Source organism: Azohydromonas lata, assembly GCF_034427735.1.
GTDB classification, from domain to species: Bacteria; Pseudomonadota; Gammaproteobacteria; order Burkholderiales; family Burkholderiaceae_C; genus Azohydromonas; species Azohydromonas lata.
The window spans coordinates 37,302-53,402 of record NZ_JAXOJX010000045.1 but is presented as its reverse complement, the minus strand read 5'-3'; the positions used below and the strand labels follow the sequence as shown (position 1 = coordinate 53,402).

The 16,101-nt window shown below is 65.5% G+C and carries 13 protein-coding genes; 2 read left to right on the top strand and 11 right to left on the bottom strand.

The genetic code is table 11. The features are described 5' to 3' along the window. Positions 1–50: 50 nt before the first annotated feature. On the bottom strand, positions 51–806 hold the full coding sequence (locus SM757_RS23405) for a DUF3106 domain-containing protein (protein ID WP_322467243.1): 756 nt from the start codon (positions 804–806) through the stop codon (positions 51–53). 350 nt (positions 807–1,156) lie between these two features. Between SM757_RS23405 and SM757_RS23400 the strand changes: the two genes are divergently transcribed. After that, positions 1,157–1,882: a hypothetical protein gene (locus SM757_RS23400; protein ID WP_322467242.1), complete on the top strand. Its 726-nt coding sequence runs from the start codon at positions 1,157–1,159 to the stop codon at positions 1,880–1,882. 365 nt (positions 1,883–2,247) lie between these two features. Further along, positions 2,248–4,332 (top strand): AAA family ATPase, encoded by a 2,085-nt coding sequence (locus SM757_RS23395; protein ID WP_066335495.1) that lies wholly within the window; start codon positions 2,248–2,250, stop codon positions 4,330–4,332. Between the two features lie 48 nt (positions 4,333–4,380). On the opposite strand, the gene SM757_RS23390 is transcribed toward SM757_RS23395, so the two are convergent. The 10 genes from SM757_RS23390 to SM757_RS23345 form a co-directional block, all read right to left on the bottom strand. After that, entirely contained in the window at positions 4,381–4,623 is a 243-nt protein-coding gene (locus tag SM757_RS23390; protein WP_322467241.1) for a hypothetical protein, read from the bottom strand. A gap of 18 nt (positions 4,624–4,641) precedes the next feature. Then, positions 4,642–5,682, bottom strand: a complete 1,041-nt coding sequence (locus tag SM757_RS23385) for a WD40 repeat domain-containing protein (RefSeq protein ID WP_322467240.1) — start codon at positions 5,680–5,682, stop codon at positions 4,642–4,644. Beyond that, on the bottom strand, positions 5,679–6,695 hold the full coding sequence (locus SM757_RS23380; protein ID WP_322467239.1) for a CobW family GTP-binding protein: 1,017 nt from the start codon (positions 6,693–6,695) through the stop codon (positions 5,679–5,681). The genes SM757_RS23385 and SM757_RS23380 overlap by 4 nt, the downstream gene beginning before the upstream one ends. A 283-nt stretch (positions 6,696–6,978) precedes the next feature. Then, positions 6,979–7,974: a transporter gene (locus tag SM757_RS23375; protein ID WP_322467238.1), complete on the bottom strand. Its 996-nt coding sequence runs from the start codon at positions 7,972–7,974 to the stop codon at positions 6,979–6,981. Positions 7,975–8,216: 242 nt separating this feature from the next. Continuing rightward, entirely contained in the window at positions 8,217–9,626 is a 1,410-nt protein-coding gene (locus SM757_RS23370) for an Nramp family divalent metal transporter (RefSeq protein ID WP_322467237.1), read from the bottom strand. Positions 9,627–9,816: 190 nt separating this feature from the next. Next, positions 9,817–11,454 (bottom strand): molecular chaperone GroEL, encoded by a 1,638-nt coding sequence (gene groEL / locus SM757_RS23365; RefSeq protein WP_322467236.1) that lies wholly within the window; start codon positions 11,452–11,454, stop codon positions 9,817–9,819. A 256-nt stretch (positions 11,455–11,710) separates the two neighbouring features. Beyond that, positions 11,711–12,067, bottom strand: a complete 357-nt coding sequence (locus SM757_RS23360) for an MmoB/DmpM family protein (protein WP_322467235.1) — start codon at positions 12,065–12,067, stop codon at positions 11,711–11,713. A gap of 24 nt (positions 12,068–12,091) precedes the next feature. Next, on the bottom strand, positions 12,092–13,177 hold the full coding sequence (locus SM757_RS23355; protein ID WP_322467234.1) for a ferritin family protein: 1,086 nt from the start codon (positions 13,175–13,177) through the stop codon (positions 12,092–12,094). Positions 13,178–13,197: 20 nt separating this feature from the next. Further along, a complete protein-coding gene (locus tag SM757_RS23350; RefSeq protein ID WP_322467233.1) occupies positions 13,198–14,259 on the bottom strand; it encodes an NADH:ubiquinone reductase (Na(+)-transporting) subunit F in 1,062 nt (353 codons plus the stop codon). 68 nt (positions 14,260–14,327) lie between these two features. After that, entirely contained in the window at positions 14,328–15,995 is a 1,668-nt protein-coding gene (locus SM757_RS23345; RefSeq protein ID WP_066335467.1) for an aromatic/alkene/methane monooxygenase hydroxylase/oxygenase subunit alpha, read from the bottom strand. Positions 15,996–16,101 lie beyond the last annotated feature (106 nt).

Genomic DNA, 16,101 nt, shown 5'->3' with positions numbered 1-16,101 from the left:
AACGCTGCAAGGCGGTGAGACCGGGCCCCGCGTGCCCCGGGCGGGCGCCGTCACTGCACCGCAGCCGCTTGAGCGTCCGCAGCAGACGGGGCCATGGCCGCGGCCTGGACTCCCCGCTTGGGCAAGAGGGTGAGCTTGTCCACGAAGTCCGACGTGGCGGCCAGCTTGGGCAGTCCGGGCTGCTGGTACAGCGGCGGCCGGGCATGGCGGGTGACGCTGGTCGTGGTGGCGCCGGGCGCCGCCTGTACCAAGGTGGGCCCCACAGGCTTGACCGCCACGGCGGCTGGTGCGTGCACGAGGGAGGATTTGTTGACCGGCCCCGCGCTGGGCCCCGGCTTGGACGCAGCCGCAGCGGTTGCTTGCTTGGCCAGTTCGCGCCGCTCTTCAAGCGGCAGCGCCTGGTAGGCCTCCCAAGCGGCACGGCGCTCCTGGGGGCTGAGCTGGCGCGTTTGCTGGAACTGCAGCCGTGCGCGGCTGCGGGCCTCGGCCGACAAGTTGGCCCATCGATCCATGCGATGCTGCACGCGCGCCTGCTCCTGCGGCGACATGGCCGAAAACCGGCGCGCAATCCCAAGCCACTTGCTCTGGCGCGTTGCATCCAGCGAATCCCAATCCTGCTGCAGCGGTGCCAGCGCCGATCGCTGCAGGGGTGTCAGCGATGCCCAGGACGATGCGCGCTGCTCGCCCGCCATGGCGCCGCTGGCGCCCGCCTGGGGCGGCAATGCCGGCTGCGCTGCTGCAAAGGTGGCCGCGGCCAAGCCCGCAGTGGCCAGCACAACGCGCCAGCGTACAAAAATCATCGGCATGGTGGTCGTCTCTCCGGTCTCTGGCGCTGCGTACAACGGGGCTCGCGAGCCCCTGAAGGCTCCATCGTACAGAAGCGTCCTTTTGTAAATCCTGGCCTGAAGGACACGCTGCGCTGGCTCGGCCGCGGGCCATGGGGTCCGGATGCCTGCCAGCACTGGCGGCGCAACGGCAGGCGCAGCGGCGACAGGGCCAAGGCGCGCGGGGCATACTGAAGCGATGCGGCTGTCGCCAAGCCGCTCCTGCCCGCATGCCCGCGCGGGCGCGACGCGGTGTCCGGCTCATGCAGCCTGACGCTTCGCCGGCAAGGCCGGCTCGCCCTTGTTGACCTCCTCCTGTGAAATCCCTTGCCTTGCCCTTGCTGCTGATGGGCAGCCTTCTCTCGTGCCCGGCCCATGCCGCGGCCCAAAGCCCTTCGCTGCCTGCGCCCTGCATTGGGCGCGTCTGCGTCGGCGCCGATCTCCAGTCGCTGCTGGCCCTTCCCTGGCTGGAAGTGAAACTGCCCGCACCTTCGGCAACGCCGATGCGCGGCCAGCGCCGCATTGCCCGCGCGCTCAGAGGCGATGCGCGGGCTGTCGAGACGGCGCTGGCCTACTGGCCCTGGCGCTGGTTCAATGCGCCTGCGCTGCAGGCCCTGGCATCGCTGGACGCGGTGTGCGAGGACATGGGCTACTCCTGGCGCCCGCGCTCCATGCTCAAGGGGCCTGCCGGGTCGAAGCTGGTCGTTGCTTTCGAGCCCGTCGCCTCCGCGGGCGCGCATCAGCACTTCGAGGTGGCCACCATCACGCTGCAGTTCCCCAAGGGGGCTGACGCGGCGCAGTTGGGCCGCTTGCGCCAGGAGTTGAGCGATCGGTTCGGCCGCTACCCCAACTATCCGGACAAGGACAGCCCCGCGGTGCGCTGGCTGCCTGACGACCGGGGGCCGTCTTCGATCCGGCTCTATGCGCCGCTGCACAGCCCGCACCAGCAAAGCAGCCGGCTGCACCTCCAGCCGGGCTGCAGGCCTGCACCGGTTGCGAGCGAAACCACCCGGCCTGCCGCAGAGGCTCCGGACAACGCCATGGGCCGTATGCAGTGATGTGAGCCAGTGGGCTGGCCTGGGCCGATCAGGGCCTGGGCCTGGCGATCGTGCGCGAGCGTCGCGGGCTCTACCGCGGGGCGCTGCCGCTCTCCCGCGCCAGGTTGGGCGGACGCCAGGCGGCAATGCTGCTGCTCGTGGCGCGACCTGTCGAAGTCCCGTCATGGCGGCGGAGACGCAAATGCCGCAAATTTGCCCGGGCGTGCCGCCGGGTACTGATGCGGGCCGTGAAGCGCGCTGCGGACGGACTTGCGGGCTGCCTGCGCCCCGCAGGTAACGCCAAGCCGCCGAAACGACATAAAAATGCGTGGTGCCGGGCACTGAAGGTGCCAAGGTGAGTGCACGGGCAACACGGAGGTCAGGTCATGTCGGATACGTCCAAGAGCAACCGCCGCACGGATGGAGCCTGGGTGGCGCTGAAAAAGTCGGCCACCCGGCTGCAGGACTGGTTCGCGATGCAGCCCCTGGCCACCAAGCTCGGCGTGGTGGCCCTGGCGCTGCTGATTCCCGCCACGGCCATCTACTCGGCCATGCTGCTGCAACGGCGTGCCGCCCTGGCCGACGCCGTGCAGTCCATCCCCGTGGCCACGCCGGGCGGCGCCGCCGCGCTCAACGAGCGGCTGCCGGTGGTGCTGGGCGGCGGCTCGCTGCTGGGTTTCCTGGAGGCGCAGCCGCCGGAGCACGTCACGGTGATCTACCAGCCGCAGCTCTTCAGCGTGCGCGCGGGCATCGTGCTGGTGGAGTCGCAGGGGCGGCTGCATGCCTACTACCCCAGCGACATCGAAACCCGCATCTTTGCCGAGAAGGCCGTCACCGCGCCCTGGGGCGCCAAGCTCGCCTTCGTCCCGCGCGGCGAGCTCGGCGCGGCGGGCCAGGAGCTGCTGGACCGCCTCGACCAGCGCTTTGCCAATGCCCGCCCGCAATCCTCGGACGACGGCTGGCGCGCCACGGCCAGCGGCGCGCTGTCGGCGCTGCTGACCATCGGCCTGCTGGGCTTCCTGGCGTTCCAGCTCAAGGGCCAATTCAAGAGCCTGAAATTCATCGAACCGGCGCAGGTCAGCGGCTCCATCGACGAGCTGGTGGGCATGGACGACATCAAGGCCGAGGTCGGCCAGATCGTGGACCAGTACCAGCGCCGCGCCGAGTACGCCGAGTACGGCATCCGCAAGCCCTTCAACGTGATGTTCAGCGGGCCCGCGGGCACCGGCAAGACCAAGCTCGCGAGCTACCTCGCCCGCGAGCTCGGCCTGCCCATCCTGTTCCATTCCGCGGCCGCGCTGGAAACGGGCTACGTGGCCGGCGGCTCCAGCACGCTCAACCGCATCGTGGCCATCGCGCGGCGGCGCAAGCGCTCCATCGTCTTCCTCGACGAGGCGCAGGACCTGTTCATGAAGCGCGGCGGCCGCCGCAAGTTCGACGACGACACCGCCAACACGCTGCTGGCGCTGCTGGACGGCGTGCGCACCCGCGAGGACACCGAGATCATCTGGATCGTGGCCAGCAACTTCAGCAGCGCGTCCATGCAGATGGACGAGGCGATGCTGCGCCGCTTCCAGATGAAGGTGGACTTCAGGCTGCCCAACCGCGACGAGCGCCTGCACATCATTCACCACTATCTGGCGCAGCGCGCCGACAAGGTGGTGCCCAAGCTGGACCTGGGCCACCTGGTGGCCGTGACCGAGGGGCGCAGCCCGGCGGACCTGGAAACCATCGTCAACCAGGCCGGCATCATGGCCGTGCAGGCCGGCTCGCTGATCGGCGCGGACACGCTGATGCAGGCCGCCGAGCGCGTCCTGGTGGGCAACGTCAACACCAGCACCACCGACGAGCGCGAACGCGACCGGCGCATCATCGCCGTGCACGAGTGGGGCCACTTCCTGGTGGACCTGGAGCGCGAGCGGCGGGTGACGGGCGATGACTGGAACCGCATCCTGGCCGAGATGAAGACCATCAAGATCTCGCTCAAGGCCATTCCGCGCAACAACGCGCTGGGCTTCGTCTTCTACAAGCAGGGCAGCAGCCTGCTCAAGACCAAGGGCGACATCGAGCACGACGTGCGCGTCCTGCTGGGCGGCATGGCCAACGAGGAGCTGTTCTTCGGCGAGGACGGCACCACCAACGGTGCCTACAACGACATCACCCGCGTGACGCAACTGCTGCACCATGCCGTGGGCGAGATGGGCATGTTCCGCAAGACGCGGCTGAACTTCGGCGCGCTGTCCGACGGCGCGGGCGGCGGCCGCGCGCTGGACGAGGAGACGCGCAGCATCATGGAAGCGCAGAGCGAGCGCCTGTATGCCGAAACCAAGGCGCTGCTGCAGCAGCTCAAGCCCTTGAGCGAACACCTGGTGGGCAGGCTCATGCAAAGCATAGAGATGGACCTGGCCGAGGCGCTCGATGAGATCCGCCGCTTCGAGGCCGAGCGTGCACGCCCGTCAGCCGAGCCCTGACGCGCTCACGAAGGAGGCGGTGGCCGCGCGCCGGCCACCGCCCGGGGGCTACAGGGCGGCGGCCGGCCGGTCGCTGGCGTGGGCGTGGGCCTGCGCCGCCATCGCAGCGCCGGCGCCGGGTGGGGTGGCGTTGCGTTCGGCGATGTAGCGCGCGGCCAGCACCAGGGCGCCCATGGCGAAGTCGCGCCCGAGCTCCTTGACCATTTCTTCGGAAATGACGGCCAGGCGCTGGAAGTATTCGTCCTTGCGCTGATCCTCGTTCGACATGCTGTACTGGATGTCCTGTGCCATGTTGACCACTCCTATGTCTCACACCCGTGAGTTGCGGGCCGGGGGCGTCTGGAAATGCTCCACCGGCAATTTCAACCAGCCATAGCCACCGCTTTGGCTTCCAAATGCCAGCCGCTGGCCATCGGCCGACCAGCTCAGGGCATTGATCTCCCGGCCCCCGGGCGCCTTGACGGCGATGGCGCCTTCGGCGTCCGGCTTGCACAAGGCCACCGCGCCGTTGTGGTAGCCCACGGCCACCAAGGGCAAGTGCGCATGGCAGGCCACGCGCGTCACCGGGCTGGGGCTGGGCATGCCGCACTCACGGGGCGCGCCATGGCCTCGCGGCGGGCCGAACGGCCAGCACACGGGCCGCAGGGCACCGCTGGTCACCAGGAAGCGGCCCTCGCTCGTGAACGACAGCGACAGCGGTTGCCCCGGATAGCCGGCCATCTCGATGTCGCCTCCATCGGCCACGCGCCACCCGTGCAGGGCGTTTTCCTGCAGGCCGGCGACGAGGTAGCGCCCGTCAGGGCTCCAGGCCAATGAACGGCAGTAGCCCGGCGCCCGCAGCGTGCGCAGGCTGCTGCCCTCGCCGGACCAGAGGCTGACGCCGCCATGGTGTGCGGCGGCCAGCACGCGGCCGCTCGGATCGAAGGCGATTGCCGTCGCCGGGCTGGGAAGGCTGACGTCGCGCGTGGCCCCACCGGACAGGCGCAAGAGCTGCCGGCCCGCCGCACAGGCCCGCGCCCCGCGCGCACCGGCGGCCAGCAAGCCCATCCACGCCCCTGGCCGCTCGACCAGGGGAACGGACCGGCCGTCGCGCAGCACCTGCAGCACCCGCCCGTCATCGCCCGCCGACAGCCAGCCGTCCTCGGCATCGGCAACGAAGGCCAGGCAGGTCGCACCGTGCGGGGGCAGAGACACCGGCTCGGGCGCCATGGGATGGGCGGCCTGGGCCCAGGCCATGCGGCCGTCACCGAACGCGAAGCCCACGCCGCTGCCATCGCGCAGCCATTCGGCGGCCACGACGGGGGCCTGTGCTGTCCAGGACACCCCGAACAATTCCAGCAGCGGGGTCACGAGGCCTCCGCTTCCACGCCCGCACAGCAGCGCATCAGCTCATCGGTCAAGGCCTGGGCGTCAAGCTCCTGGCCAATGAAGACGAGCCTGCTGGTCCTGGGCTCGTCATCTCGCCATGGGGCGGCAAACTGAGTATCCACGGTCATGTGCACGGCTTGGAAAACAAAGCGGAGCCCGCAGTCCGCCAGCGCCAGAATTCCCTTTGCACGAGGAATCTTGCCGCTGCCTTCAACCATGAAGCGCTGCAGCCACGCGGTGAATCGTGCCTGGTCAAAAGGTTGGTCGAACGTGAGCGATACCGACCCCATGCCCGCACCATGCCGGCCGCCACCGACAGCGGCATAACGGTGCGCCTGGGACGATGCCGCCGGGCCCAATTTGGCGGCGGGCCATTGCAGGCGGGAAAGGTCAAAAGCGCCACGGTCCAGCAACTCGTGAAGCGGAACATCGCCCTGCACCGTGTGGAGCTGCTGCGCGGTGGGGTTCAATTGAAAAACGGTATTTTCCGCGAGCTCAATTTGTCGGCCATCGGCCAGATCCGTCTTGTTGAGAATGACCAGATCGGCCTGGGCAATTTGTTGGGCGGCCTCGACATGGCGCCGGACTTCGGTAGAGACATGGCGCACGTCCGCAATGCACACCACGCTGTCCAGGCGTGCATATTGGCGCAGCAGATCATCAAATACGAAGGTCTGGAGCACCGGCGCCGGGTCGGCCATGCCGGAAGTTTCTATCAGGATGCCGTCGAATTTTTCGCCGCGCCGGACCAGCCCGGACACCACGCGGATCAGGTCGCCCCTGACCTTGCAGCAGACGCAGCCGTTGTTGAGCTCATAAACCTCGTCTTCCACGCCCACGACCAGCGACCCATCGATACCGATCTCGCCATACTCGTTGACGATGACCATATACCGCCGGCCATGCCGCTCGGAAAGAATGCGGTTCAGCAGCGTCGTCTTGCCGGCCCCCAGGAATCCTGTGAGAACGGTCACTGGAAGTCGAGAATCTGCCATGGTGTTTTGTGAGGGTGTGCGTTTTCAGAAATTCGTCACGGACCGCGGCCTGTCCGCTTGAATGGTGCATCGCAAAGGCCATGCCACCGCGTGCATCGCCCCCGTTTCCCCTGTGAAGCCATCCATTTGTCCGCACAGGGGTGCGCGCGCAGGCGGCCAAGGAGTCCAAAATCCGTCGCAATATCGGACAGCGGCATGATCGAATTGCGATGCCGTGTCCGGGAATGGGTCACCTTCAGAACCTGCCCAAGCCTCCATGGGCAGGCGTGCCAGGCACCTGTCCTCAGAAGACGTGCAACAGCCTGAGTTGGATGCCGTTATTGATCTTGAAACCCTCGCGCACTTTCAAGTCGCGGTTGTACGAGGCCAGCAATTGGGTTTGCGGCGTCATGAAATGGCCGACGCCCAGTTTGATCCTGGTCGCCGATTGCCGGTTGTCCTGCCATTCGTCCGCGAGCTTGGTTTCACCTCCAAGGCTGTGCGCGACCTGGAAGCGCAGGTCGGTTGCCGCGTCGACGTGATACCGCAGGTGCGCCTGCAAATCGAACAGCGGCTTTTGCTTGAGCGTGGTGCGTCCTCCTGCGCCGTCATCGGCATCGTCGTTCTTGCCAAATACCGTGACATCGCCCATGAGGTCCATGGTGACCTTGGTGCTCAAGGGCGTGGAGTAGCCTGCCTGCAATGCAAATTTCCAGCGATTTTCACCGAGGCTGAGCGGATCGTTGCGGCTGTACTGCCCCGTGGGCAGCCAGACATAAGGCATCAGGGCAAAATGCGTTTTGTCCTCCGGCTTGGACGTGAAAAGGGCCGCAGCCAAAATCAAATCACCCACACCTGAATTGGAGCCCAGGTTTTCAAGATCACCCTTGCCGCGCAGTCGGCCAAAGGGCAGCAGAAACTGTGGGTTGACGATATATCCGCCAATGTCCATGAAATGAACGCCACGGGCAATACCGATGTCGGAGGACAGGCTGCCGTTGAGGGGCAACCTGTTCCCCTGTGCATACAACTGTTCCCGCCTGGCATGTTGGTAATACAAGAGGCCCACATTGGTATCCGGTGCCAATGCGGTGTAGTCGCCTGCGTCGAGATCAATGGCATGGGCCGGCGCGAAGGACAAACCTACCGCATTCGTGATGAGCGCGGCCCAAACAGCCCGACGGGCATGGATTTTTTGCCTCATATTTTGTCTGCCTCTGGTGTAGGAGTTGAAAAGTGCATCCCGCTTCGGGACGCCATGGAGCGCCTGGTACTGGAAGGGTGTTTCGGCTTGAAACACAGCCTGGCGCCGTCGGTGCGGGAGCCGCCAGACGAGTAAATCCGATGCCGAAATTGAAATCCCCTGATCAATTTTTCAGGGAAACGCTGGTCTTGCAGGCCTCATATTCGGTGCGGACTGCGCCAAATTCGAGCGTGGCGGTGCGTTCAAACCCTGGGCATGGGACGCCATGCCCACCAGCCATCAGCAAGGCGGTGCGGATGCACCGGCCCGGCTTCAGCCACGAGGCCGCACGAAGCGGGTCAACACACGGTGTCGCCGAGGCCCTCAGGCTCTTGCCGGCTGCTGGTGGCCGTGCTGCGCAAAGGCACCCAGGCCACCCAGGCCAGCAGGCCGATGTAGCCCAGCGCCAGCAGGCCCATCAGCACCCGCGCAGGGCCGGACGCCGTACCGCTCAAGGTCTCGCTGACCAGCCACAGGTTCAGGCCGGTGATCAGCACGCACGCGCTCCAGCCCAGAGCGCGCACCCAGCGCGCGCTGGCAAATGCGCCCATGAGGCGCTTGTCGCTGGTGCAGCGGATGAGCGGCACCACGGCAAAGGGCAACTGCAGGCTGAGCACCACCTGGCTCAGCACGAGCAGTTGCAAGACGCCCGCCTCGCCTGACGTCGCGAGCACGGCCACCGCGGGGCCTACCGCCAGCAGCCGCGTGAGCAGGCGGCGCTTCAAGGGGCTCATGCGCAGCCGCACGAAGCCTTCCATCACGATCTGCCCCGCCAAGGTGCCCGTGATGGTCGAGCTTTGTCCCGCGGCCAGCAGCGCTATGGCGAACACGAGCGATGCCAGCGTCGTGCCCAGCAGCGGCGTGAGCAACTCGTGCGCCTGGCGCAGCTCGGTGATCTCCAGGCCGCGCGCATGAAACGTGCCGGCCGAGAGAATGAGGATCGCCGCGTTGATGAACAATGCAATGTTCAATGCCACGACGGTATCGATGCGGTTGAACCGAAGGGCTTCGCGGATGCCTGCCCGGCTGCGGTCTATGCGCCGCGTCTGCACCAGCGAGGAATGCAGGTACAGGTTGTGAGGCATCACGGTGGCGCCCAGGATGCCTATGGCAATGTAGAGGCTCTTGTCATCCAGCCGGGGCACGAAGCCGCTGGCCACCGCGCTCCAGACCGGCTGCACCAGCAACAGCTCCAGGACCATGCAGACGCCTATGGTGAGCACCAGGGCCGCGACGATGGCTTCGAGCTTTCTGACGCCGTAATGCTGCAATGCAATGATCAGCATCACGTCGAATGCCGTGATGGCGGCGCCCCAGGCCAGCGGAATGCCGAACAGCAGGTTCAAGGCGATGGCGCTGCCCAGGATTTCCGCCAGGTCGCACGCAATGATCGCGGCCTCGCACAGCAGCCACAGCAGCAGCACGACCGGCCGCGCGTAGGCCGCGCGGCAGGCCTGGGCCAGGTCGAGCCGGGCGACGATGCCCAGCTTGGCCGCCAGGCTTTGCAGCAGCAACGCGATCAGGTTGGACACCAGCAGCACCCACAGCAACTGGTAGCCGAAGCGTGCGCCGCCTTCCAGGTCGGTTCCCCAGTTGCCCGGGTCCATGTAGCCCACGCTGACCATGGCGGCCGGTCCGATGAAGCCGAGCAGGCGCCAGCGCACGGGGGCCGCCAGGCGCATGTCGACGCTTTGTTCAAGTCCGGTCATGGCGCCACCCTGCAGCTCGGCGAGCTGCCCACCGTGCAATGGGAATGCCCATCGGTATTCATCTCGCCTCCTCAGCAGAGACCGCGCCACAGCAGGCTGGCCCCATGGGCCATCCCGCCGAGCGTGATCAGTAGGCCCAGGGCCAGCTTGAGTTGCCGGCGCAACCTGTGCGACTGCATCGCCGCCGACCTCAGGAGCGGCCGAGCAGCTCGGCACCGCCGCCCAGCGCCGGGCCGGCGGTCGGGTCCAGCAGGTCGGGCTTCTTGGCGATCAGCGTCTGCGTGGTCAGGATCAGCCCGGCCACCGACGCCGCGTTGCGCACGGCGCTGCAGCTCACCCGCACCGGATCGATGATGCCGCTGGCCACCAGATCGACGAAGCGGCCGCTGTGCGCATCCAGGCCGTGGCCAGGCTTGGCATCCAGCGCCTGGCCCAGCACGCTCTTGGGGTCCAGGCCGCAGTTGCGGGCGATGTGGTGCAGGGGCTTGTACAGCGCCCGCTGCACCAGTTGCGCCCCTTGCTGCGCGGCGCCCGCGCTCTTCTCGATGACGCGGGACAACTCGCCCGCGACCTGCAGCAGCGCCATGCCGCCGCCGGGCACCACCCCTTCGGCCAGGGCGGCACGCGCGGCATGGATGGCGTCCTCGATCAGGTGCAGCCGCCGCTTCTGCTCCACCGGCGTCGCCCCGCCGGCCAGGATCACGGCCGTGCCGCCGGACAGCTTGGCCAGCCGCTCCTTGAGCTTGTCGCGCTCGATGTTGGGCGGTGCCAGCTCGTGCTGGCGCGTGACCTGCTGGCGGCGTGCGTCAATCGCCACGGGGTCGCCGCCCCCGGCGGTGATGATGGTCTGGTTGGAAGAGATGCGGACCTGCCGGGCCTGGCCCAGGTCGCGCGGCTGCACCGCCGCGACCACGCCGCCCAGGTCCCGTGCGATGACACGGCCGCCGGTGACGATGGCGATGTCTTCGAGCATGGCCTTGCGCCAATGCCCGTACTCCGGCGGATGGATGGCGGCCACGGGCAGGCCGCCCTTCTCGCGCCAGGCCAGCAGGCTCACGACGCACGCCGGCGCCACCTCGTCGGCCACGATCAGCAAGGGCCGCTTGGCCTGGGCCGACAGCGCGCACAAGGCGGCGACCTCCTCCTGTGTCTGGATCCGTTGATCCGTCATCAGGATCAAGGGATTGTCCAGCACCACCTGCATTTTCTCGATGTCGGTGACCATGTGGTGGGAGAGGTAGCCGCGCTCGAAGGCCATGCCGTCCACCACCTCCAGGATGGTCTCCACCGTGCTGCCGTACTCGACCTCGACGATGCCGTCGGCCCCCACGCGCTGCAGCGCCTCGGCCACCAGCCGCCCGGTCGCTTCGTCGCTGGCGGCCACCACCGCCACGGCACACACGTCCTCGTGGCCGCGCACCGGCGTGGCCATGCGCTTGAGCGCGGCGATGACCTGCGCGGTGGCGGCCTCGACGCCCTGGACCAGCTCCACCGGGTTGGCGCCGCGGGCCAGGCAGGCCAGCCCGTCCTGCACCAGCGCATCGGCCAGCACCGTCGCCGTGGTGGTGCCGTCGCCGGCCACCTCGTTGGTCTGCTTGGAAACCTCGCGAACCACCTGGGCGCCGATATTCTCGAACGGGTCTTCCAATTCGATTTCGGCGGCAATGCTGACGCCGTCACGCGAAATGATGGGCGTCCCCAATGGGCGGTCGATGATGGCGTTCATTCCACGCGGCCCCAGCGTGCCGCTGACGGCGCGCGCCAGTTTGGCAACCCCCCGGCCCAGCGCGGCACGGGCCTCGTCATCATGCAGCATGATATTTGCCATGAATGTCTCCTAAACCGCTTCTGGCGGCAAGTTGATAGGGAACGCGCACGCCAATGGCGAGCCACGCACGTTTGCCCAATATCTTGTTTTGAGTCGCCACGCTACGCAGGCGCGAGGCTGTTAATTTGAATTTGCCGGCGCCACGCGTGGCGCCTGGTCTGGTGCAGGCTTGATTGAACGAGAGCGATGGGAAAATCGCCGCTGCCGCAATGAAGGCGACCGCCTGTTTTATCGGACAGGCGGCGCCCCGCCGGCCTTACTCGTAGGCCATGGCCTCTTCCATGTTGCCGAACAGTACCACGGTATTTTCGTCGACCATCACCATTCGACCGTAATGCGTCGAGGTCGAGATTTCAAACAGGTGCGGCGTCATTTCGCGCCCAAGCGCCTCGGCGATCTCGTCCATTTTGAACGTGATACGGCCCTCCCCGTCGATGCGGATCATGGCCGGCAGGTAAGTGACGCGAATCCCCTCCTTCGTGGCCATGAGCTCGGCGATGGCGCGGGCTTCGACACTGTCGTTCATCGTGACCCCACACTGGTGGGACACGGTATCCTTGAACTCCAAGTCGTTCATCGACTTGAAAATGTTTTCGTTCACCTTGGCGGACATGATGATTCCTCTTTATCGTCGAAATTACTTCGTCATGGAAGCCGGCAATTGCAGGCCGAGCTGGGCGGAAATGGTCAGCATGCGCTCCAGTGCCGAATCAAAGGCCGCTTCGAATTGCGCGACCTTGGTGCGCGGCAGCGACCAGACCGGCTGCAGGTTCAGCGCGGCCCGCACGGCCAGGTCGCCATAAAACACCATCCACTTGTTGAAGAGTGCAATGTTGTGGGCTGAATGCTGGGGATCAGTCACCAGCATGTGCAGCAGCTCGATGGAGTTGGCCAGGTTGCGCTGGTAGTCGCACTCGGCCGAAGAAACCACGGTCGGCGTGAGAAAGTCATTCTGCGCCGCCGCCATCTGCATGAAAAAGCCGCTGCGGAACAACTCGCCGATCAAGGGCTCGAAAACCACGTTGATGGCAAAAACCTTTTCCAGGTAATCCGTAGCCCCGCCTATGCTTTCCACGAGTTGGCGCGTCGGCTGCCAGATGGGAGATTCCAGCCACTCTTGTTTACCGATTTCGGCATCGAATCCGGGAATGTCGACACCAATATCGCCGAGATACAGCGTGAGGTCCTGGGCAAAACGCAGCTTGTACGACGCATTGGTGAGAATCGTCGAATTGATCATCTGCGTGTAGCCATAGCGCTGCGCATGCATCAGGGCCGTGGCCACGCCAAACTCGGCATGCTTGTAGGCGCCCAGATGCTTCTCCAGCACCTTGACCCAGGTCTTGTCGATGCGCGCGGGCGCCCCAGCGCGGCGCGCGTTCTCCACGGCCTGCGCGATCATCCCGACGATGGTCGACTGGCGCTGGTAGTGGGTGCGCTCCCACTCTTCATCGACCGAGCGGTACTTGTGCCAGTCGCTGCAGCGGGCCAAGGTCCATTTCTCGCTGTAGGTCGGCGTGCCGTCCCCGAACGAGAGAATCCAGTCCTGCAGCAAATAGCGCTTGGGGTCGGGCTGCACGTCAAGGGTCATGTCCTCGTAGTGCGTCGGCTTGCGGCCCTTGGGCGTGAAATAATTGAATTTCCGGCTGTCCGAACCCGCGAATTTTGCCGCGCCTGCGGCTCCGGATTGGACGGCTTGATTTTCGACCGTGGCGGTGCTCATCGTCTTGTCTCCTCGATAAATCAGTGGGCAAGCTCGACCGGAGTGGCGCTTGCCTGGGTAAATTTGTCGACGTGCGTGTTTTCCAACGCAACACCCACCCGTTGAAGCACGGGCAGTACGGCATCTATCATCGGCGGCGGCCCACAGGTATAGGCATCCATTTCACCTTCGAGTTTCTGGGCCGTGAGAATGCGCTCGACCGCCGTGTGCACGAAACCCGTTTCCCCGCTCCACCCGCAGGCCTCGGTGGCATGGGAGAGAACAGGGATAAACTCGAAATCCTGAAGCTGCTGGGCAATCCGCTCGAATTCTTTCAGGAAGAACAGGTCTTTTCTCGTGCGGGCGCCGTAGAAAAACCGTATAGGCCTTTGCTCTTTGCTCAAAATATGGTCGTTCAATATCGACCACAGCGGCGACATGCCGGAGCCGCCACCCACCAGAATCATGGGGCCCGTACGCTCCTCCCGGCGGAAACAGCTCCCGAACGGCCCCTTGATCTTGACCTCGGTGCCCGGCTGCAAACTGCCGTCGAGCAAAGAGGAAAATCTGCCGTCCGGGTATTTTCGAATGATGAACTGCAGCCTGTCCGGCGTGGCCTGCGTGCTCGCCATGGAATAGGAGCGGGTCACGTCCGCATCGGGCACGGTCAATTCGACGTATTGCCCGGCCCAGAACTTCATGGGCTGCGACAACTGCACGTCCAGCAAACGGATGTCGTGGGTCAGCGTCGTGATGCCGAGCAGCACGCCGTCGAAATCCTTCACGGCAATGGAGCGCCGCAAAAGGCCTTCGTCGTAATTCAGCAATTCGACCGTCAAATCGCTGAAGGCCTGCGTCCGGCACAGCAGCACGTGACCGCTGTCCCGCTCATAATCGGGCAACGCAAACGTGGAATGCCCATTGACCTCGGCATCGCCTTCGAGCACGACGCATTTGCAACTGCTGCACCGGCCTTCGCGGCAACCATGGGGCAGCGCAATACCCTGGCGGAACGCCGCATCCAGCACCCATTCACCTTCCTCGACCTCCAGCTCCACGCCGACCGGCTCCAGGCGCACGGTATGAGTCACCTTTTCAGACATGACTTCTTTCTCCACTGTTCAAAATCGCTTTCCCGGTCAAAATCGACATGCCGGGAAAGCGGTGGGAGTTAGAGGGATTTGATCTTGAAGCCCTGGCGATACTCGGCAATATGCTTTTCGCGGGCTTCCGGCGTCATGGCGCGCAGCAGGGTCAGCGGACTTTGCAGCGTGTGGCCGCGCAGGTGGTCCAGCGTCCACATGTGCCTGTCGTCGAATTTCAGATGCGGCTGCGCGATCAGCGTCTTGCCGTCAGGCCGCACGAAGCCCAGGTCCTTGATGGCATCGGCCAGGTCCCAGCCGTGATAGCACTCCTCCCACTCGCGCCGGCCGCTGAAGCGGCCCATCGCCGGCGTGGCGCGGCCTTCGTACTCGTCGGAGAAGGCGACCTTGTGCGTCCAGCGGCACAGGTCCGAGCAGTAGGTGTAGAGCTGGCCATCGACCTCGTCGACCACCATCTCCTCCCGGATGACGCAGGGCACCATGCAGCTCCAGCAGCGGTGCGGGTACACGTAGCCGTTCTCCTGGTCGAACAGCATGTTGGTTTCGCCGGGCTCGCTCTTGCGGGCGTACCACTTCCAGAAGTCGCCGAACTCCGCGTACCAGCCGGGGTACTTGTGCTCGAACCACTCGAAGTCCTTCTCCGTCTGGGCCTCGATGCGCCAGAAGTTCACCGGCCAGCCCACGGCAAAGAACTGCGCGACCTTGTGCACGTAGTTCTTCTTGACGATGCGGTCCCAGGCCGCCGCCACGTCGTCGTGGTGGATCTTGACGCCGTACTTCTCCAGCGGCAGCAGGTAGGTGCGGTAGTAATCTTCGTAGATCCAGCGGTGCCACAGCTCGGCGTAGGATTCCTTGTTCTTGCTGCGGTCCGTCGTCCCGTACTCGATGATGGTGCCGATGGCCGCGTCGACGATGGCGTGGTTCTGCCAGAACGCATAGCGTATGTCGCGCTCCAGCAGCAGGTGGTTGTCCGGATCGTTGATGATGGACATCAGCAGCGAGTGCCCGTTGCCGATGTGGCGCGACTCGTCCGACTGCACCGACAGGAACACCGACGAGAGCGCATAGTCGCCATTGCGCGCCGCCTCGGAGGGCATGGCCACGAAGAGCGTGTTGGTGAAGCCGGTCTCGGCCACGACCTGCAGGTAGATGTTGGCCGAGGTCAGCGCGTCACCGGTGATGAAGGCTTCGCCGAATTGCCGGCCGATGGTCGTGGCGTAGCACTTGCCGAACGCCGCCTCCGTGATGTCGAAGCCGGCGGGGTCGATGTAGTTCTCCATGTACCACTTCTTCAGGTTCATCTGAATGGTGGAATGGCGGAACTCGTCGACCATCTGCATGGTGAAGCCGGTGCGCAGCTCCTCTCCCGGCGCCAGGCGTCCGAGCATGGACATGGAGCGCGCCGCCGAGATCTCGGGGAAGGGAATGATGGCCAGGAACAACTTCATCCACTCCACCCAGCGCGGCTGCGTGTTGCGGAACATGTCCCCGCGCAGCGCGGCGTCCAGCGCACCGTAGACGCGGTTGTCCTTTTCCTCCTGCATCGGAAAGTAGGAGCGCAGCACCTGCTTCATCGGATCGCGCGGGGCCTTGCTGATCTTGTAGTCGGTCGGGAAGGTCATCGCCTCCTGGACATAGCTGGGTTGCCAACCCAGGTCGGCAATACGGCGTGCCGCCTCGGCAATGCTGATCCCCTTCTGCGAAGTGATCTTGTTGAGTGTTAATCCACCGGACATCGTGCTCTCCTTAACTTGGCAAGGTCAACAGATGCGGAACCCATGGCACGAGGCACCCGGCGGTGCTTCGTGATGTCTCCATCTGCTCTTGTTGGCTGTCGTCGGC

Bases quoted from the DNA above. Each gene is read 5' to 3' on its own strand.
- SM757_RS23405 (WP_322467243.1), bottom strand. From the start codon at position 806: ATGCCGATGATTTTTGTACGCTGGCGCGTTGTGCTGGCCACTGCGGGC.
- SM757_RS23395 (WP_066335495.1), top strand. From the start codon at position 2,248: ATGTCGGATACGTCCAAGAGCAACCGCCGCACGGATGGAGCCTGGGTG.
- SM757_RS23390 (WP_322467241.1), bottom strand. From the start codon at position 4,623: ATGGCACAGGACATCCAGTACAGCATGTCGAACGAGGATCAGCGCAAG.
- SM757_RS23380 (WP_322467239.1), bottom strand. From the start codon at position 6,695: ATGGCAGATTCTCGACTTCCAGTGACCGTTCTCACAGGATTCCTGGGG.
- SM757_RS23370 (WP_322467237.1), bottom strand. From the start codon at position 9,626: ATGACCGGACTTGAACAAAGCGTCGACATGCGCCTGGCGGCCCCCGTG.
- groEL (WP_322467236.1), bottom strand. From the start codon at position 11,454: ATGGCAAATATCATGCTGCATGATGACGAGGCCCGTGCCGCGCTGGGC.
- SM757_RS23360 (WP_322467235.1), bottom strand. From the start codon at position 12,067: ATGTCCGCCAAGGTGAACGAAAACATTTTCAAGTCGATGAACGACTTG.
- SM757_RS23355 (WP_322467234.1), bottom strand. From the start codon at position 13,177: ATGAGCACCGCCACGGTCGAAAATCAAGCCGTCCAATCCGGAGCCGCA.
- SM757_RS23350 (WP_322467233.1), bottom strand. From the start codon at position 14,259: ATGTCTGAAAAGGTGACTCATACCGTGCGCCTGGAGCCGGTCGGCGTG.
- SM757_RS23345 (WP_066335467.1), bottom strand. From the start codon at position 15,995: ATGTCCGGTGGATTAACACTCAACAAGATCACTTCGCAGAAGGGGATC.